The following is a 20,675-nucleotide window of genomic DNA, read 5'->3' on the forward strand; positions in this document are numbered from 1 at the left end:
GTGGTGGGCTCATCTAAAAAAAGCAAAGCGGGATCATTAACTAAACTCAACGCCAGCAATAGCCGCTGCTTTTGTCCCCCAGAAAGCGTAAAATGAAGCTGATTAGCAACTTCCTGTAGTTGACATAACTCGATCAAATGGGAAATAGGTGCATGGCTTTGGTAAAAACTTGCGAAAAGTTTCAAGCAATCTTTAACAGTTAAATAATCCGGTAGCGTAGTCGACTGAAATTGAATTCCAATTTCTTGTTTGAAATTCTTTTTGATTGGCAAGCCTCGATAGCGTATGTCACCCTGAGTTGGCTTCAAGACACCTTCAAGGATTTCAAGCGTTGTTGACTTACCGGCGCCATTAGGACCCAGTAAACCAAAACACTGACCAGCCTCAATATCTAAGTTAATGTTATTAACCGCAGTGAAATCACCGTATCGATGAGTTAAGCCGCGAACACTTAATAATACTGACAATACAACCTCAAGAAAAATTATTAGACATATATTATCTGTAGTGCAATGGAAAAAAACACTGGGGGTTTTAACAGTCTTTGATTTAGCAAATCATAATTGTGTACTTGCACACAAAGCTGTTTTAACGTGCTTGTTTTTAGCGAAAATCACCCCATCATGCCTGAACATCATTGATATTGAGATTTAACATGCGCGCGATAAAAATACTATTTGGGCTAGTCCTTTTTTTAGCTATACAGCCAGTTTTTAGCCAAGAGGAACAATCCCTCAGAATTGTGTCTTTGGCCCCCAATTGGAGCCATACTGTTGCTGAAATTGGGGCAATTGATAACCTAGTAGGTGTGACTCGTTACGCTCGATTTCCTGCCGAAGTCCCCTTAAGAGTTGAACAAAGTCGTATCGACATTGTTGGTGGATTTACTGATATCACTATCGACAATATCACTCGCTTGAATCCAGATCTCGTGCTCACAGCTACTGGACTGCAACTGACGTTAAAAGCACAGCTAAAAGCACTGGGAATACCCGTTATTCATATGGAGGAATCCAGCTTAGAAGAGGTATACACCAAAATAATTTTGCTTGGGGAGACAATAAATAATCAAAAACAAGCCATTACCTTGGTCGAATCAATTCAGGGTCAGCTACGAAAGATCGCATCCCAATACAGTAACCATCCATCTCCAAAGGTCTATTACGAAATTAACTATTTATATAAATGCGTGCCCGGAAAGCATTCATACATGACTGAACTAATTGAATTGGTTGGAGCTAAAGCCATTTTGTCAGATCGTGATGGTATCGCGCCCATGGTGACCTGGCCAGAAGTTGTGCAAGAAAACCCCGATGTTATTTTGCTGCCGATGTGGCCGGATGCTACAGGTCCAATCTTCGAAGGACCACAAGCGGGTAGCGGCACCACCACCATCAGTGAGGTCAAGTCCCGTGAAGAGGCTGATCGCGTGAACGCAGTAAATAAAGACGCTGTCAGATTTATTGACTCGGCAGTGACCAAACAGGCTGGGCCGAATATCCCCCAAGCTGCAAGGCTACTCGCGGAAGCTATTTATGGTAATTAAAACACAAATTTTAATGACCGCTAAATGAATAGTGAGGCCTTGTTAAAAGCGCAATAGCCAATTACAAAAAAACGATAAATAAACCAAACAGCAATTTAATCTTTAGTGCAATAAGTTATCAAATATTTGCAACAAAGCGAAAATGTAGCTAATAGCTTTGGTCATTAGCGTGCGTTAAGTACGCTGATTAAGCAACTCATTTATAAACATTAAATTATTAAGGTATCCACCTTAAATAGCTACAACTAAGGTGGTTTAGTTAATCAAATGTAAGACACTGTGCGACCTTTAATGAATTCATGCAAAGATGACTTTTCTAAGCCTGCTTTGGAAAATAAAACGGTACTTGAATGCTGAGGCATTCATCACACACGGCGTACAACCAAAGCAATCAATACGATTCAAATCACAGTAAAGGGATAACCCAATACCTCCTTAAAATGTATTAGTTTTAACTTGAGTTGCATTAAATTGAACACCTCAAACCTCTTAAACTATTTGAAACGCACACCTTGAACATTTACACACCTTAACAACCTAAATAAAGCTAAATAAAGCTAAAACAGCTCAACTTTAACCTAACCACTATACCCATCAATTAAAATGAATGCTTTTTAGACAGTAAAATGACCATGATAAAGAGTTGAGGTTCCACGCTTTACTACAATATAAAACTGCTTTCCCACAAGCTTAAAATCAGATTTTGCCCCCAGCTATGACAAACCTTTGTCAGCTTAGCTCAGGACGGAACATACTCAAAAAAAAAGCCACTTGAAATCAAGTGGCTTTTAGCATCGAATTTAACTAATTACAGCTTATTTTGGGTTTACGTGACAAGTCATACACGAGTATGGATCTGGGTAAACAGGATCTGTGGTCCAGTCACTATTCCCCCTAACTTTCATATCATCGCTATATAAGCCGTGCATATAAACAAAGTTTTGATCTTTCAACGCAGGTAATATGTTCAATAAGTGATTTGCATCACCATACATTTCAGCACTAACAACGCTCACAGCATCTCTATCGGTTGATGGCACATCAATGATTGGTTTAGCTGGGTGATAACTCATATCTTCAGGAGAGTTACCACCTTCGTACATTTTCGGGAACAGTTTATTTACTGAACCATGGTTTTTAGGTTGGAACTCATTATCATGGCACCAGAAACATACCCCCATTTCACCATGACCTGCTGGTGCGCCGTTACTACCATGACACTGAGCACATTGGTAAGGTGCTACGGCGCGATCCGCTTCATCTAATACTTCATAAGACTGTACGCCATTTGCAAGATCCATAACATAAACGGGCGTTGGGTTAACCCCCAAACTACCTTGGTCGCCATCAGAGTGAATACTGCCTAACGAGTGACAAGTACCACAATCGGCAACGCCCCAGCCAAAATGCTCTGCTGATAATGGACGAATTGCCTCGTCAATATCGTAAATTGGATATTGATTATCCCCGCCAACTCGATGGCTTTCTGGTGCAGCAAACATCAACTGTCTAGCCATTACCGCGGTATAATCAACGGGGTAATACATAGGCCAAACATCTGCAAAGGTGTGCATATTTCTGTAGCCATACCAATCAGTAAGGTCAATTTCAATGCCTTTACTTGCAAAGTATTCGCCACATTCTTGATCAATTTGACCGTTTGATGTGCCAGTGGCTGAGCCATCAAGGGCAATGCCATCACAGAATGTTGCCGGTGGCGTGTCTTCAGGCTTAGACATATCTCCAAGGCCGTACTTGTGATTCCAATCTTTAATATAACGGCGCTCATAACCATTAATCGCATATGCGTATCGAGCCTGGTTAGTAGCACCATCAACAGAATTAATAATGAAGTGCTGAATATCTATACCTGTGGATATCTTACCCCAGTATGAAAAACCAACATCAATCAGCCCATCTTCATGCATACTCATATAAATATCCGCCATGGTGATCATGGCATCTTTCTTATATATGTCAGGACGTAAGTTATGTGGTCTAACCTCGACGTTATAAAAATATCTTGGTTCGCCATCAGCAGGATCAAGCATAACTTCAGGAATAATTATACGATTATCAGAGAACTGAGCCTGAGCTTCGTTGCGACGCTCAACCTGTGTTCTTTGCATTTCTTCACGTCGGTAGGTATAAGCCTCACTTCTTGGACGCAGTAATACACCTGAATTTGATTGCAGCACAGTCATTTCTAAACGAGTGCCAACGTTTTCACCCCAATTGTTGTATTGAAATTCGCGCTTAAAGTCTGCAGTATCTGGGATCGAATTGGCATACCAGTTAGGATCGCCTTCTCCAACTGGTTTTCCATCAATATCAAACTCTACAGCACTACCATCCTCATTACGCCATACCGTATAGCGATAAGCACCGATATCTTCGCCCCATTGGTACTCAACATGGAAATCATCACGGGTCTGAGATAGGTATAGCAGCACTTCTGCAAAAGTGATTTGACCATCATTAAACAAATCATCCCGCAGCGGTGTTGGAATAACCCGACGAACCTCTTCTGCTTCAACAGTGAATCCATGTTTAATATCGGCATGTCGTCTTTCAGATTGAGCAACCCAATCAGCTCTGTCCATCCTGTCGAAGTAGATGGTTATTGGTCCTTCTAATTGCCATTTTATATCCGGTCCCCAAACATTATCGAATACCTCGCTACCAGTTTGTGGTGGTTGGCCTGTTTCAGGTAAATCTGGCGGGGTTGGAGCACTGTTGGAGTCATCACTTCCACAGCCTGAAAGTATCGCCAATGCAAGCAAAGCAGCAGTTGTATTTAATTGTTTCATATCATCCATTTCACAACATTTTTCGAATGTGGGCGATACTCGCTCAACCCACCCCTTTTGAGTTAGTGACTTATCACAGTAAAATACATTCAGTTGTAATAAAAATGATATTGAATTCTTAGATTTGAAACGTATCACAAATAGCTTGGGTTGCATTAAATTGAACACCTCAAACCTCTTAAACTATTTGAAACGCACACCTTGAACATTTACACACCTTAACAACCTAAATAAAGCTAAAACAGCTCAACTTTAACCTAACTACTACACCCATCAATTAAAATGAATGCTTTTTAGACCGTAAAATGACCATGATAAAGAGTTGCAGGGTCCACGCTTTACTAAAATATAAAACTGCTTTCCAACAAGCTTAAAATCAGATTTTACCCACAGCTATGACAAACCTTTGTCAGCTTAGCTCAGGACGGAACATACTCAAAAAAAAGGCCACTTGAAATCAAGTGGCCTTTAGCATCGAATTTAACTAATTACAGCTTATTTTGGGTTTACGTGACAAGTCATACACGAGTATGGATCTGGGTAAACAGGATCTGTGGTCCAGTCACTATTACCCCTAACTTTCATATCATCGCTATATAAGCCGTGCATATAAACAAAGTTTTGATCTTTCAACTCAGGTAATATGTTCAATAAGTAATTTGGATCACCGTACATTTCACCACTAACAACGCTCACAGCATCTCTATCGGTTGATGGCACATCAATGATTGGTTTAGCTGGATGAAAGGTCATATCTTCAGGAGAGTTACCACCTTCGTACATTTTCGGAAACAGTTTATTTACTGAACCATGGTTTTTAGGTTGAAACTCATTGTCATGGCACCAGAAACAAACACCGACTTCACCATGTCCTTCTGGAGCACCGTTATTACCATGACATTGAGCACATTGGTAAGGTGCCACGGCGCGATCCGCTTCATCTAATACTTCATAAGACTGTACGCCTTTAGCTAGATCCATAACATAAACGGGCGTTGGGTTAACCCCCAAACTACCTTGGTCGCCATCAGAGTGAATACTACCTAACGAGTGACAAGTACCACAATCGGCAACGCCCCAGCCAAAATGCTCTTCAGATAATGGACGAATTGCCTCGTCAATATCGTAAATTGGATACTTATCATCACCACCCACTCGGTGGCTTTCTGGCGCAGCAAATTTCAACTGACGCGCCATAACAAATACGCTATCAGTTGGGTAGTATAATGGCCACACGTCAGGAAATACGTGACGGTTTTTATCGCCATGCCAATCAGTCAAATCGATTTCAATGCCTTTGCTACCAAAGTATTCGGCACATTCCTCGTCAACCAAACCATTTGGAGTGCCTGTCTTTTGACCATCAAGACCTATGCCATCACAAAAAGTTGCAGGTGGCGCTGAGTTCGAATCTGCCATATTCCCTAGACCGTACTTATGGTTCCAATCACTTGTATAGCGTGTTTCATAACCGTCAATTGCGTAGGCAAAACGCGCTTGGTTTACCACGCCATCAACAGAGTTAACTAAAAAGTGTTGAATATTAGCACCGGTGGAAATTTGTCCCCAGTAAGAAAAGCCCATTTCAACTAAGCCTTGCTCATGCAGACTCATGAATACATCAGCCATGGTGATCATGACGTCTTTTTTATAGATATCAGGACGCAGGTTATGTGGACGAACAACCACATCGTTAAAGACCATTTGTTCACCGCCAACAGGCTGTACCATCACTCTTGGGAAGGTTGCACGGTTATCACCAAACTTTTCTTCATCAGCCTTTCTGCGTTCAACTTGGGTGCGCTGCATCTCTTCACGGCGATAGGTGTAAGCTTCACTTCGAGAAGCTAACATCACCCCAGAATTATCTTGAAGTACCGTCATTTCCATGCGAGTTCCAACCGCTTCGCCGAAGTTGGTGTACTTGTTTTCTCTTTTAAATTCACCTGTGTCTGGGATCCAGTTTGCGGCCCAGTTTGGATCGCCTTCACCTACAGGCTTGCCATCAGTATCAAATTCAATGTTGCTGCCATCTTCGTTATGCCAAACCGTAAAGCGGTAAGCACCAATGTCCTCGCCCCACTCGTATTCAACGTGAAAGTCATCACGTGTCGCTGAAACGTAAAGCAATACTTCAGCAAAGGTAATTTGACCATCATTGAAAATATCATCACGTAATGGCTTAGGGATCAACTTACGAACATCTGCAGCCTGAACGGTATAACCGTGCTTTATATCACCATGTCGCCTTTCAGACTGTGCCACCCAGTCTGTTCTAGCCATTTCTTTACCGATATAAATAGTGATCGGCCCTTCTAACTGCCACTTAATATCTGGCCCCCAAACATTATCGAATACTTGACTACCTGTTTGAGGCGGCTCGACAATCTCAGGTATATCTGGATTTTCAGGAGAACTTTTGGCGTCATCACTTCCACAAGCGGCAAGCATTGCAAGCATTAATAATGTTGCTGATGTTTTTATATGTTTCATCTCATCCCTTTTACAATGTAAATATTGAAGCGGCATATTGACTTACCCAACGCCTTAAGGGACAGTGACTTCTCACAGTAACAATCACACCATTTGTAAATAAAATGATTTTGTTTATTTAGATTTGAACCCCATCACAATTACATTTAAATTCACTAACTTAATCAACTTTAACTCATAAATAAAATCAAAAAAAATCACCATAAACATTACGCTAACAACTGCAACAAAATGCATATTGAACATATAAAACGTTAGAAACAGTGCCTAATTTGAAAAGGTAACATCAAAAAGGAGTGCGTTTTTTACACCACACAGCATGTCCATATTGATTCTATATAAAGGGGAAACTTGATTAACTAATGATGTTGTTCAGCAGCCTGTTTTACGCAAGGTAACACATGTTTTGCGAATAAATGATTAATTGTTGTTTTGAAGAATTATCAACATCATAAGCTCTCAAGATCCATTTATATTAAGGTTTTAATGATAATAATTGAGTAGACACTAGCTCTGAGAGTGATGTTTCGGTATTTACATAGTTAATTACAACCTTGTCAGCCTTTAGCCGTAATTACATTTGTAAATCAACGGGTCCTGCACAAAGCAACTTAAATAGCCAATCCAGCCAAATATCAACAAGCTTAATGGCCTCTTTCTCACATCATCAATGCTGTAACACTTATCCCTGTTAGTGGTTTTTCACAGAAAACAAAGAAAGCTTGTTAGATTTTTTGAATCCAGCACTATTGTCTTGAACCATGTCGCATATCTAAAAATAGGTATTGCCCACTGTCGCATTTATTCACAATCGCTATTGCTGGAAACAAGGAAATGCATAAAATTCGCAATCACTTAATTACGGTATTTACAAAGGGTAGCTTCGGCTCACTATACAAAGGAGGAGCACTATGATGAAAGCAATAATAGACTCTGATTTGTCTACTCTGTCTAATGAACTAGGCGTTAATGCTTGCGTGCTCTATATTTTTTTGAATAACCCAATTAATCTACGCACAACTCGTGAAGCTGCTAGCCTTGTCGTTGCTAGCGATAAGCATGTTGTCAAACAATTCAAAGCACAACATTGCCAATGGGTCAGTTTGGAAGCTGATAAAACAAGTGCACCTAGCCGTTCTGCTACTCCAACGCTTGATGTTGCAAACCTCATGTATAAAGAGAACATGAGCATTGATATCACTTTTTTATTCGCGCCTAAATTAACAGCAAAATTTGTTTTTTATTCTAACAAGCTCTGTATTACAGCTCTAAATGACAAGCTTGAGTTGATTAAATCAAAGCTCTTGCAAGTAGCGATTAAAATCAATAATAGCCATAAACTTATCAAACAATCATTAATAGATATGGGCGTAATTAATCGTAAAACAATCGATATATTACAGTTTACGGCCGTGGGTTACTCTAGAAAGGATATCGCGCCAAAATTAAATTTATCGGTACGTGGCATCGATTATTATATAGAAATCGCCAAAATAACGTTTGAAGCAGACAGTTTACCCGCGTTAATTTATAACGTAAATCAATATGGTCTACTAAAGGACTTTTCAGAAATGGAGGCTAAGCATGAAAGTCAGTAGCATTCTGAACGAGTTCTCACGAACTCATAATATTACAGACACCATGTTTGTCTTAGACATAAATAGTAATATGCTACCTTCAGGGTTCTCTAAACTTAATCAAGTAACTGGTAGAACTCATATTCTCGCTAGCTCAGTTAATGCGATAAAATACAGCAAAGTATCTCGAAAAAAGTGGGCAAAAAAAGACCACAACACAGAGGTCTCTTTAAAGCGTAAATACCATACTTGGGATTACAGTGACTGGCCACAGTTTAAAGTTGGACCTAATGACGATATTGTTAAATTTGGCTACCAGCAAAAAGTAACCGTAGAAGTCCCCTGTATGATGAACCCCAATTGGGTGGGGCGCTTCTACTTCATGGTGCAAACTAATAATAAACTTGCTGACCCCAATGCATTTAGCCGTTTATATAAAGACCTAACCGATATTCATTACATGTTACTGCAAAGTAGTATGGAGAACCTGAATCCGTTTTTAGACTATGGTTTAATAAAAAGCGCTGATATTGCGATATTATATATGATGGCAAATGGACACGACCGTGAATCAATTGCCAAAGCAGCACATTTGTCCGCACGAGGTGTCGACTATCGCATACTTAAACTCAAGAAGTTACTAGGTGCTAGCAACTGCTCTAGCTTAATACATTCAGCATACAATAACTTTTTAATTCAGTAATATCATTGCCCCTACTTGATAGGGGCGCAACACTTACTGCAGGTCCGCAAAATCAAGAATAATTTAAAGCCTCATTTGCGTGTATCCATGATGGCAATTTGATCGCAAAGCTGCTCTGCTTCATCCATATAATGTGTAGTGAGAATAACTGGTTTCCCTTGTTTTATTATCTCCCTAACCAACTGCCAAAAATGTAACCTTGCTTGGGGGTCTAGCCCTGTGGTGGGCTCATCTAAAAAAAGCAAAGCGGGATCATTAACTAAACTCAACGCCAGCAATAGCCGCTGCTTTTGTCCCCCAGAAAGCGTAAAATGAAGTTGATTGGCAACTTGCTGTAGTTGACATTTGACTCGGCAGTTACCAAATAGGCTGGGCCGAATATCCCCCAAGCTGCAAGGCTACTCGCGGAAGCTATTTATGGTAATTAAAACACACATTTTAATGACAGCTAAATGAATAGTGAGGCCTTGTAAAAAGCGCAATAGCCAATATTGTGCGTTTTCATACAATCTATTCAACCAAAAGACAGAATCACTTTTAACTAACCTCAAATAAAGATTTAGTAAGTAGAATCAGGATTTAAAAGAGCACTATAAATAGTTCTGAAAACGTTCGCGATCTCGCCCTGCACCTTATACTGACTGAGGGATATCACAAAGTTGGTCTGTTACTAAGGTGATGGATATGCAGAGTCTCCCAATCACACTATATCTGTAATAGGATTAACGAATATCAAAGAGTATTAGCCTTAAATATACACAGGGCAATGTAACTCTTTAGCAGCATTGTTAACATCTGCCCGGCACGGTTGCTTAACTGTTTATTTTATGTGACCCACCTCCGATTTTACTCAACAAATCTTTATTTCTATGAGTACTGATAGCGTTTTTATTGCGGCTCGAATTCATACTCGACTGAGTGATTAATGGATAAAAATAATATCCAATCATGAATTTAGCAGTAAATAAATATTGCTATAGATTCAGAATATACTGGAGATGAGTAATGAAACTTAATGTAATAACAACCACTTTGGCTTTGTCTTTTTTGCTTGTAGGTTGTGGCAGTGACAGTAATGATAAGGTTGACCTAACAGAGCCAGAACAGGGCTATAAAAATGATAAATATGTGGTAATGGATGTTAATCATCAACCTGTGGCTGACAAAATTCATTATGTCGCTTTAGGCCGCTTTGACGACAAAATTAAAACTTGGATGAACAGCGATCAGGCAGAAGATCTTGATGGTGACGGCCGAATTAGTTTTTATGATGCGCAAAAAGCAGGGGTAGAAAACCCACCGATTGACTACCTTGAAGTTAACTATTCTGATGTTGTCGCTTTTCTTACCGAAAACCCTGATGGTTACGGTCAGCATACCTCTCGACCAGATATTTTTGTTGAAGGACAATACAGTGTATTCGATGTATTACGATATGTAGTGCATAGCGATCCTCAACTTAAATTTGACTCTGTTACACCTGCAGAAGAGTCTCCTTATAACACTTTCGAGTTTTCCATCTCCTATGACAAAAATAATGATGGTGACTTTACCAATGATGGTGATGAATTCGTTAACTCGCCTAATTGGTTCTTCCGCTTTAAAACTAGTGCCGGAGATTTCCAACGTGCGACTGGTGAACCAGATGGTGAGGCGACTTACAACCGTATGGATGAAATGTGGGCGCAGCATGATTTAGCCATCAGATTCCAGCCTTTCCATGAAGTTACAACTGTTAGACGCCAACACCTGTGGGAAAAAGAAATGGCACGTCTGGATGAAAATGGTCAAGTCATTAGTGAAATTTTGGTCCGTGATGGTGATACGCCATATCCTTACCCTTATGTACAAAATTTAAAAGTAACTGCCCATAACCTGCGTCCAGATGTCTTTCAGCCAGGCGTTATTACAGGTATAGATTGGTTTATGTCTGCAATCGATGAAGGATATGACTTTAAACTGAGCTACTGGCCAACAGTGGATACAGGGGCTTCAGTCAATTCGTATTCAGTTAACCATGTAAATGGTATCACATCGTCAGTAGGTGAAGGTTGGGTTAACATGATGGGCGAAAAAGAAGTAGCCACCGACTATGGACCACTGCCTGCATGTTTGTGGGATAAAGAAGGTAAAACAGCTTCTGTTAGTGCTTTTCCAGCTGAAGATTGTATAGACGACTTCCAATATGCTTTTGGTGGCAATAAGTTACACTTAATGACTGATGTGTGGGTGATGAGCTATCCAAAAGAATACGGAATGCTGGTTTATGCAAATCATTATAATGCATGGGGTATGGAAGAATATAATGGCAATGATCTAGGCAAAGAATACGAGTTTAGCAATGGCCTAGTGGCAAATTTAGAAACCCTAAATTCTGCAAAAGATGCAAATTCTGATGCTATGCTAACAGAATCTCACTATGGCTGGGGCAAAGCTGACTGTATGTTGTGTCACAACCCAGAAGATGGACACATGAATGGCGCACCACTGCCAGTTAACACCAACGATGGGTTTGACATTCCACAGCCTTACTTCTGTTCAACTTGTCACGGGACTAATGGTGCAAGTGAAGGTCATGGTGCAACCGCTCGCTGTTTCTGGTGTCACTCTAGCTCTAAAACACCTGAATTCCATGGTGATGCGTTCAGCAAGCGTACTGTACCGAGTATCATTGACGCTATTAATGAAGAAAAAGATATCTTCTTCTACAATAATGGAAGCCCGGTGATGCCTAGAGATTCAGCAGGTAACCCAAACTCTTACCCTGATAAAGGTATTATTAGTGGCGCGAATTCAGACTGGAGCATGTCACAAACATTCCCAGATCCATATTCATGCATGACGTGTCACGATAACGGTTCATTTGATAAATAATCCCCAAATTCAACTGTGAAGTGCGACACTCGCCTATATCAAGCAGCCAATGTCATATTTTTAAATATTACAGCTGGCTGCTTGAACCCTAAACACTTTTTGGGTCAGTAATTTATTCCCGACAACGCAAACTCAATATCACTATCTGACACGGTTCTTAAGTCCGTTCCCTTTTTACATATTGCCTTGTTCTGGTCAACTCCAACCGGACACTTTTCTAAAAGAGATTTCAAAATCTATCGGTGACTGATCAGTCGAACGCCACTTGAAACATTATTGGATGGGAAACAGATTTGGGTGGATAAAAATCTAGCTCAAATCTAAGCTGACAGACACCATAAAAAAAGAGGTAACGGTCAGATCAAATCTGAGCTACTAGACCTTATGACAAAATTTTATATTTAAATGCAACAGCTACCAGTTGCGAATTGTTTTTAACTTCAAATAAGGCTTTCATTTTATTGACATGGTAGTCGACACCACGCTCAGTCAAGTGCAGCGTTTCTGAAATTGAAATTCTTGAATGACCTTCTGCAAGCATTTTTAACACATTATGACTTTTACGCGAAATAAGCCCCAAACCAGTGAAAGGATTAATCTCTGATGTTGCTTCACTTCCCAGTACCATATTATGAAAATTAGAAATAAATTGCTGCATTTGTTCCCTATTTTGCTCCGCAAACGTCTTTAATACTGTTGGTTCAAATTCACTCATGAAAAAAAATCGCCCATGAAGATAAGGACAGTTTTCACTCTGGTAACGATAATAGACGCGGCTTCTTACATTATACTTACTTAAAACATCACGACACAGTCGTGAAGCCTCCGTATCCTCTTCGTAACTAAAAATCTGAATGCCACTAGCATTCAATTTGCTCATATTTGGCTCAACTTTAATGGCTTTTTTGGTAAAGTCCGCTCTCATCTTACGCATTGCTGAGTTAGAATATAAAAAATTATGTCGTTTCTCACGTTTACTAATCGACACTTCAGCATCAACATCAATATGAGAGTTTTGCATCTTCACCGATCTTGCCAAATCGAGAATATAAGTGCCCCCAATAAAACCTAAACGACTTACCTCGTTGTTTAGTGTTAATTCTAGTCTCTCTCGCCGTTCAATTGCAGAATCAATGGTAACTTTATTACTTATTATTGATTGTTTCATCCCCAAAACTTCCAATGATTTTACTTATATATGTAAGTGTTAATATTACTTATCTACAACGATAACTTCAGTGATAAACCTCATAACGTAAACAACCAGAAATTTAAATTTGTGACAAACTACTAATAAACATCAAACATCTATATAAAAATATGTCTTTCAATGCATTCTGATATTCGCCAGTTTTAAAGAACATAACGTTATGCGCACACGACAACGATCAGCAATTGTCGTGAGTTTGCGAATCATAAAGTGATAGCCGCAGCCTTAGACACAAAGCTTTACTTAGCCCCCTGTACTGGTCGAACGCCACTTGAAACATTATTGGATGGGAAACAGATTTGGGCAGATAAAAATCTAGCTCAAATCTAAGCTGACAGACACCATAAAAAATGGGTAACTGTCAGATCAAGTCTGAGCTACTACAGCTAAACAGATACGAGTGAAGTACACGTTAATAGGAGCTCTGCTGATGCGAAAAGCAGGGATATTGACTGAGTCAATCCTCTCAAGGAATATAAGTGACTATAAAACAGGCACTTCAAACACTAGACAATAAAGTAGTTTTGAATTGATAGTATTAATCTTCAATATTTTTAGTAAGTTAAACGAAAAAAGGCTCATCATTTCTGATGAGCCTTTCGTCTTGAATATGGCGGAGAGATAGGGATTTGAACCCTAGATGGGCTACAAACCCATGCCGGTTTTCAAGACCGGTGCATTCGACCACTCTGCCATCTCTCCGAACGAGCGAGATAATAGCTATCTCACTGTCTGGTGTAAAGCATAAATTGTCATTATCTTTCTGTTTGACTATTTCGGCAGCAATTTTGTGGTTTGTGCTGCCATTTCGTACTCACTATTTGCGATCTGATACTAGTTATCCATTTTTACTGGGGTTAGGCCTTTAGCTCGATCTTCTATGGCATCTTCTAATTCAAACCCTGACTGCTTCCATGTACCCGCTTCTTCTGGATTAAATTTCTCTTTTGACCATTCAGCTGCTGACTCAACATTAAAGCTCGCTTCGCTCCATTGCTGTGATTGTTCAGCATTAAAGCCGCTCTTACTCCATTTTTGAGCTTTAGCTGCATCAAAGCCTATCGCTTTCCAATCTGCAATATCTCTTTCTGACATTCCTTTCCAGGTTGCTGGCGATGAAGCACAGCCATAGATAAGACACACAAAGATGGCACCGATTAACTTTTTCATTGAATACTCCCTTAACTGTAAGTGTACGTAATTGATAAAAAAATCATCAACATTAAATATAGTTAGCAGATATCACAGTTTCAAGTTAGCGATAGGGAATTATGAGATTAATAGCAAAACACCACGAAATGACTAACTAATAATGCTTTATTACGGGTGTTTTAATAAGTAGGCAGAGGTTTTAGGTATTAAAAAGGCCACATAGTGTGGCCTTTTGTGTCAAACAAGCACGTACTAAAACGTATTAACTACGCTGGCGGTTTGATTTAGGACGCGCTGCGGTAGTTTTGTGCTTACGCACGGCTCGGCGGATCTTAGCGCCTTTCACTTTAGCACGAGCGACACTGTGTTTATCAGTACCTAACATGGTGCGAGTTTCAGGCTCTAGACCTGCAACTTGGCGCAAGTAGTTTACTTGCTCCATATCCAGTTCAACCCAACCGCCACGAGGTAGTGACTTAGGTAGCTCAACCATGCCGTAACGAATACGGATAAGACGGCTAACTTGCACTTCTTGTGATTCCCATAAGCGGCGAACTTCGCGGTTACGCCCTTCTTTTAGGGTCACATGCCACCATTTATTAAGGCCTTCACCACCAGCAGCTTTGATGGTGTCAAAGTTGGCAGGACCATCTTCTAATGTCACGCCTTTACGAAGACGTTGAACTGCCGCTTCAGGTACATCACCAAATGTGCGCACCGCATATTCACGGTCAACTTCATTTGATGGATGCATTAAACGGTTAGCTAGTTCACCATCAGAGGTAAATAACAGTAAACCTGAAGTATTGATATCCAAACGCCCTACCGCTACCCAACGTGAGTCACGTATTGTCGGTAAACGTTCGAAAACCGTTGTTCTGCCTTCAGGATCTTTACGACTACAAATTTCACCTTCTGGCTTATGGTATGCCAACACACGACAAATAATGTCATCTTCGGTTTTGATGGTTATAGCACGGCCATCGATACGGATTTTAGCTTCTGCTTCAACGCGATCACCTAAGTTGGCAATTTCTCCGTCTACACTAACACGGCCTGCAGCAATCCATGCCTCCATCTCACGACGGGAGCCATGGCCTGCACGGGCCAAGACTTTCTGCAATTTTTCGCTCATCTAGTTCGACTCTTCTGTTTGTTGTGACGCCATTGAGACTTTCTCAAATAACGCCTGCAATGACTCTTCATCCGATAGCGACGGTAAGTCTGCTAGGGTTTTCAAGCCAAAATAAGATAAAAATTCACTGGTGGTGGCATAGAGTGCCGGTCGCCCAGGCACTTCTTTATGACCCACTGTTTTTACCCAGTGTCTATCAGCTAAACTCTTTATTATGTGGCTGCTGACGGCCACACCTCTTACATATTCAATATCACCGCGAGTAACTGGTTGCCTGTATGCAATTACTGCTAAGGTTTCTAAGGTCGCACGTGAATATTTAGGGGATTTCTCTTGCCACAATGGTTGTAAGAATTCACTTAACAGCTCTTGGGTTTGAAAGCGATAACCACCAGCCACTTCGACCAGTTGTACCCCACGCTCTTGATAATCTTGTTGTAATTCATCGAGGCATTCTTTAATGCGTGCTCGAGAGACATCAAATTTCACTAATACTGTGTCTTTTAATGCTTTTACGGTTAGTGGTTTACCCAACACAAATAAACTGGCTTCGATTAATTGTTTTAATTGAATCATGTTTATTTGCATGGTCATCCTTTATCGTATCTTGTGCAATGCAGCTTAAAACGCTTTGACATAAATGGGGGTTAACGGCTCGTTTTGAACCAAATCAACCAATAGCTCTTTAACCAGTTCCATTAAAGCTAAAAAGCTCACTACCACGCCAGCTCGGCCTTCACTAATGTCAAATAAATCAGTAAATGGCACATAATGCTCGGTCGATAGTAAAGCTAATATCTGACTCATGCGTTCACGGGTCGATAATAGCTCGCGTTTTACATGGTGATGTTCGTTGGCATCAATTCTTTTGAGTACCTCTGAAAATGCTTGAGCAATATCAACTAAAGACACTTCAGGTGGCATCACCATTGGTTTTACATTGGGCGAGAGTGTCGCTTTCGCTAAAAATACATCTCGCTCTAGCCTCGGAAGTTCATCTAAATCAGCTGATGCCTGTTTGATAACTTCATAAGCTTTCAATTGACGAATCAACACTACCCGAGGATCTTCATCATCGTCTTCTTCGGTTGCCATTTTAGGCAACAGTAGTCGTGATTTTATCTCGGCTAATGTGGCTGCCATGACTAAATAATCAGCGGCAAGCTCTATTCGCGCTTCGGTTAAAATTTCAATATAAGCTAAATATTGGCTGGTGATTTTTTCTATTGGTAAGTCAACAACGTCGAGTTTTTGCTTACGAATTAAGTACAACAATAAATCTAGCGGGCCTTCGAATGTTTCTAAAAACACCTCAAGGGCTTCAGGAGGAATGAATAAATCATTAGGCATTGCGTCAAACGCTTCGCCTCGAACAACCGCTAAAGGTAAACTTTTCTGGATACCTTGCATTGTCGTCCCTTAATTTAATGATTAAAATCAGCTTTCTAAGTCAAATAACTTATTAAACTACATTACTACTGTTTGGCTATATCTGTTGTATTTCACAAAGATTAAACTTATATCAACTAAGTATTCAGAAAATATCTGCATCTAATTTTAGCGAGAAATTACCAAACGCGCGATTATACGCACTATTGACTGTGGTTGAAACCACTATCAATCAAACTTGTGCATTCAACCGTTGCAAGGGTTATTCAAAAATACTGGTATCGCCGGCGCCTTGACGAATTATATCGATATCGCCTTCAGACATATCTATAACCGTGGTTTGATTTTCAGCAAGGTAACCACCATGAATAATAGCATCGACATTGTGCTCTAAAATATCTCGAATATGCTCAGGATCAGACTCAGCAAATTCTGCATCTGGCATCACTAAACTGGTAGACATAATTGGCGCTTCTAACGCTTCCAATAATGCCAGTGCAATTAAATTGTTTGGCACACGAATACCAATGGTCTTTTTCTTGTCACATTGTAGTCGACGCGGCACTTCTTTACTGGCTTTAAAGATGAAGGTATAAGGCCCAGGAGTGCAGCTTTTCAATAAGCGGTAAGCTTGATTATCCACTCGAGCGAAATTGGCTAATTCTGATAAATCGCGACACATTAACGAAAAATTATTGTCGTTATCAATCTTACGAATGCGCGCCATACGGGTCATGGCATCTTTTTCACCGATCATGCAGCCCAGTGCATAACCTGAATCGGTAGGATAAACAATCACCCCACCTTGTTTTAAAATATTAACCGCTTGGCTAATTAATCTCGCCTGCGGGTTTTCATCATGTATATAAAAAAATTGGCTCATGTTCGCTCCGTCCAAGATTCTGCTTGCCACACCCACTGTATTCCAGCAGGTTGGAATAAATTTTTACCCAACTCAATCCAATTACTTGGAAAATGAAAATCACTGCCAATTGACCCCATTAGGTTATTCAAATGACTTAATGCGACCAAGTTGGCTCTATCATCAATACTTTGTTGTCCTAATACGACTTCCATCGCATCACCGCCCGCTTCTTTATATTCACGGACTAATTTTTTAAGCCATTTAGCAGATAGCTTATACCCGCTTGGGTGAGCTAATACCGCAACGCCACCACTACGGTGAATAATATTAATCGCGCTGGCCATATCGCCCCAATTATTGGGAACATAACCGGTTTTATTGCGGGCTAAATACCGTTTAAAAACACTCGGCATATCTTTGGCATAGCCTTTTTCAGCTAACCAGCGCGCATAATGGCCTCGACTGATAGCTGCGCCTGCTGCAAATTTTTGTGCGCCTTCATACGCACCTTCAATACCCGCCTTAGCTAAACGAATACCAATGTCTTTAGCCCGTTGCTCACGTAATTCACGTTGGTTTGTTAAAAACGCAAGTAGCGCAGCATCGGTAATATCCAAATTTAAACCGACAATATGAATATCAAAGTTATTCCAACGAGTTGAAATTTCAACGCCATTAATCAGTTTTAATGGCGTGGAATGTTGGTTATTGTATTGATGCGCTTCAGCCAATCCAGCAACGGTGTCATGATCAGTAATAGCGAGCATTTGCACGCCTTTATCAATGGCACGTTCAATAAGTTCAGCTGGAGTGAGTACGCCGTCAGATGCGGTCGTGTGGCTGTGAAGATCGGCCAATAGGGAGTCTGTTATCATTAGGTTATTGTACTTTAAACTTTGTTAGAATGCTTAGCCATCTAGCGTTTATTTGCTACATATACATCAAATTGCTACTGCTTTAGTCGCTAGTTGTAAAAAAATAATAAATTTGAGAAATATTCAATTGACTTTATAAGCCAGCTAAGGTCTTCTATAGCTAGTTACAGAATATAAAACCCATTATAAATGACTTCGCAGTGAAATGACCTGCAAATGACATAAAGAGAACCTTTTTAAATGACAAACTTTAACGCGTTAAACATCAGTTGGTGGTGGCACTTCCCAAATTAACGGGTGGTGTGAAGCGTTGTGGTTATTTAAATAACACAAGATTTTACTAAAAAGCCCGCAGAGATGTGGGCTTTTTTGCTATTTACGGCTTGCACTCTCCAATAAAACTAACGCAATCCAAGCTAAAATGAAGAGAACAGAGTATGAAAAAGCACACTATAAGCGAGGCGCAATAAGCATTATGGAACATCAATTTGCCCATGTGGTAACCCAAAAGCAGACCTTAGCATATCACGCTGACCCGCTTAGTCTTTATCAGCATATTACTGCTAATGCGCCGCATACTATGTTGTTAGAGTCAGCAGAAATAGAAAGCAAAGATCATCTTAAAAGTATTGTATTGACCCATGCAGCCATGATGGTCCGCTGTGATGGTTACCAGCTCACCTTTACTGCATTAACTGATAACGGCGCCAGCTTACTTACGCCAATCAGTAACTTTTTCCAATCCAGTGAGCAACAACGCCAAGATAATGTTATTACCATTCATCTTGCTAAAGCCAAAGAGCTACAAGATGAAGATGCCCGCTTAAAGTCCACCTCACCCCTTGATGGTTTAAGAATGTTTGTCCAGCACATACAAACTGATCAAAGTGATGCTTTTGAGGACTTATTTTTAGGCGGTGTGTTGGCCTATGACTTGATTGATACGGTAGAGCCGCTACCTGATGTTCCTAATGCCGACAACGATTGCCCTGATTACTTATTTTATTTAGCTGAAACCTTAATCTTGGTTGACCACCAAACCCAGCAAGCCGACATTATTACTCATCAATTTTTCGACAGTGCAGCTCAAGCCTCGTCACTGCTTGAGCGAGTTACTCAGCTTAAAGCCAATTGCCAAACATTGGCAGCAGTAGCGCCATTGGTCAGTATTGATGCCCCGACTCAAGTCAATATCAGCGATGAAGCCTTTAAACAAACCGTGGTTGATTTAAAAGAGCACATTGTTGCTGGCGATATTTTCCAGGTTGTCCCCTCACGTAGCTTTAGCTTGCCTTGCCCTAATACTCTAGGTGCATACCGCGCATTAAGACTGACTAACCCAAGTCCATACATGTTTTACTTTCGTGGTCCTGATTTCACTTTATTTGGCGCATCACCTGAAAGTGCCCTTAAATATGAAGCCGCCACCAATCAAGTTGAAATCTACCCTATTGCGGGTACCCGCCAACGTGGTAAAACTGCCGATGGCCAGATTGATTTTGATTTAGATAGCCGTATTGAACTTGAACTGCGCCTTGATAAAAAAGAGCTCTCTGAGCACTTAATGTTAGTGGATTTGGCCCGTAACGATATTGCTCGTATTAGTCAAAGCGGCAGTCGTAAAGTGGCCGAGTTATTAAAAGTTGACCGCTACTCTCACGTGATGCATTTGGTGAGTCGGGTGACAGGTCAATTACGCGAAGATTTAGACGCGCTACATGCCTACCAAGCAAGTATGAATATGGGCACCTTAGTTGGCGCGCCTAAAGTTCGTGCTTCACAGTTAGTTAGACAAGCTGAACAAGCTCGTCGTGGCAGTTATGGCGGCGCTGTCGGTTACCTTAATGGTTTAGGTGATATGGATACCTGTATTGTGATCCGCTCAGCCTTTGTTAAACATGATGTTGCCCATATTCAAGCTGGTGCGGGTGTGGTGTTTGACTCCGATCCCCAAGCTGAAGCCAACGAAACCCGTCAAAAAGCACAAGCCGTTATTTCAGCAATTAAAATGGGAGGCGGACTATGAGCACTCTTTTAAACACAACT

Annotated in this window: 16 protein-coding genes and 1 tRNA gene; 5 read left to right on the forward strand and 12 right to left on the reverse strand. The window is 40.6% G+C overall.

Annotated features, from left to right (window positions below):
- Positions 1-467, reverse strand: a 467-nt coding sequence (locus tag AB4160_RS11000) for an ABC transporter ATP-binding protein (protein WP_372004616.1), incomplete at its 3' end; no start/stop codon positions are given.
- 281 nt (positions 468-748) lie between these two features.
- Here AB4160_RS11000 and AB4160_RS11005 point away from each other — a divergent pair.
- Entirely contained in the window at positions 749-1,546 is a 798-nt protein-coding gene (locus AB4160_RS11005) for an ABC transporter substrate-binding protein (RefSeq protein WP_157936254.1), read from the forward strand.
- A gap of 815 nt (positions 1,547-2,361) precedes the next feature.
- Here AB4160_RS11005 and AB4160_RS11010 read toward each other — a convergent pair.
- Positions 2,362-4,356: a hypothetical protein gene (locus AB4160_RS11010; RefSeq protein WP_372004618.1), complete on the reverse strand. Its 1,995-nt coding sequence runs from the start codon at positions 4,354-4,356 to the stop codon at positions 2,362-2,364.
- A 495-nt stretch (positions 4,357-4,851) separates the two neighbouring features.
- Positions 4,852-6,849, reverse strand: coding sequence for a hypothetical protein (locus AB4160_RS11015; protein WP_303503307.1), 1,998 nt, complete (start codon positions 6,847-6,849; stop codon positions 4,852-4,854).
- A 911-nt stretch (positions 6,850-7,760) separates the two neighbouring features.
- On the opposite strand from AB4160_RS11015, the gene AB4160_RS11020 reads away from it, so the two are divergent.
- Together AB4160_RS11020 and AB4160_RS11025 are read left to right on the forward strand one after the other, a co-directional pair.
- A complete protein-coding gene (locus tag AB4160_RS11020) occupies positions 7,761-8,447 on the forward strand; it encodes a helix-turn-helix transcriptional regulator (RefSeq protein ID WP_372004620.1) in 687 nt (228 codons plus the stop codon).
- On the forward strand, positions 8,434-9,129 hold the full coding sequence (locus AB4160_RS11025) for a helix-turn-helix transcriptional regulator (protein ID WP_372002324.1): 696 nt from the start codon (positions 8,434-8,436) through the stop codon (positions 9,127-9,129). Before AB4160_RS11020 ends, AB4160_RS11025 begins: the two co-directional genes overlap by 14 nt.
- Positions 9,130-9,200: 71 nt before the next feature.
- Here the strand turns inward: AB4160_RS11025 and AB4160_RS11030 are convergent, their stop codons facing one another.
- Positions 9,201-9,518, reverse strand: a complete 318-nt coding sequence (locus tag AB4160_RS11030; RefSeq protein ID WP_347230774.1) for an ATP-binding cassette domain-containing protein — start codon at positions 9,516-9,518, stop codon at positions 9,201-9,203.
- 616 nt (positions 9,519-10,134) lie between these two features.
- On the opposite strand from AB4160_RS11030, the gene AB4160_RS11035 reads away from it, so the two are divergent.
- Entirely contained in the window at positions 10,135-12,003 is a 1,869-nt protein-coding gene (locus tag AB4160_RS11035) for a hypothetical protein (RefSeq protein WP_372004623.1), read from the forward strand.
- A gap of 382 nt (positions 12,004-12,385) precedes the next feature.
- Here the strand turns inward: AB4160_RS11035 and AB4160_RS11040 are convergent, their stop codons facing one another.
- From AB4160_RS11040 to rnm, 8 genes are all read right to left on the reverse strand, one after another.
- The gene (locus tag AB4160_RS11040; protein ID WP_303462493.1) at positions 12,386-13,171 is read right to left on the reverse strand and encodes a helix-turn-helix transcriptional regulator; all 786 of its coding nucleotides are present in this window, start codon (positions 13,169-13,171) and stop codon (positions 12,386-12,388) included.
- Between the two features lie 653 nt (positions 13,172-13,824).
- A tRNA-Ser gene (locus tag AB4160_RS11045) sits at positions 13,825-13,915 on the reverse strand.
- Between the two features lie 132 nt (positions 13,916-14,047).
- On the reverse strand, positions 14,048-14,383 hold the full coding sequence (locus tag AB4160_RS11050; RefSeq protein ID WP_102437417.1) for a hypothetical protein: 336 nt from the start codon (positions 14,381-14,383) through the stop codon (positions 14,048-14,050).
- A gap of 244 nt (positions 14,384-14,627) precedes the next feature.
- Positions 14,628-15,500 carry a 23S rRNA pseudouridine(2605) synthase RluB gene (rluB, locus tag AB4160_RS11055; protein ID WP_076537086.1) on the reverse strand — a complete coding sequence of 291 codons (873 nt, stop codon included), beginning with the start codon at positions 15,498-15,500 and terminating at the stop codon, positions 14,628-14,630.
- Positions 15,501-16,088 carry an SMC-Scp complex subunit ScpB gene (gene scpB, locus AB4160_RS11060; RefSeq protein ID WP_102437419.1) on the reverse strand — a complete coding sequence of 196 codons (588 nt, stop codon included), beginning with the start codon at positions 16,086-16,088 and terminating at the stop codon, positions 15,501-15,503.
- A 33-nt stretch (positions 16,089-16,121) separates the two neighbouring features.
- Complete coding sequence (locus tag AB4160_RS11065) at positions 16,122-16,910, reverse strand: ScpA family protein (protein WP_076537092.1); 789 nt, start codon at positions 16,908-16,910, stop codon at positions 16,122-16,124.
- 241 nt (positions 16,911-17,151) lie between these two features.
- Positions 17,152-17,772, reverse strand: a complete 621-nt coding sequence (locus AB4160_RS11070; RefSeq protein ID WP_076537094.1) for an L-threonylcarbamoyladenylate synthase — start codon at positions 17,770-17,772, stop codon at positions 17,152-17,154.
- Positions 17,769-18,629: an RNase RNM gene (gene rnm, locus AB4160_RS11075; protein WP_372004626.1), complete on the reverse strand. Its 861-nt coding sequence runs from the start codon at positions 18,627-18,629 to the stop codon at positions 17,769-17,771. The genes AB4160_RS11070 and rnm overlap by 4 nt, the downstream gene beginning before the upstream one ends.
- A 475-nt stretch (positions 18,630-19,104) precedes the next feature.
- Between rnm and AB4160_RS11080 the strand changes: the two genes are divergently transcribed.
- Complete coding sequence (locus tag AB4160_RS11080) at positions 19,105-20,655, forward strand: anthranilate synthase component 1 (RefSeq protein ID WP_372004628.1); 1,551 nt, start codon at positions 19,105-19,107, stop codon at positions 20,653-20,655.
- Positions 20,656-20,675: the final 20 nt, after the last annotated feature.

Origin of the sequence: Shewanella sp. 10N.286.51.B8, from assembly GCF_041469325.1 — a bacterium.
GTDB lineage: Bacteria > Pseudomonadota > Gammaproteobacteria > Enterobacterales > Shewanellaceae > Shewanella.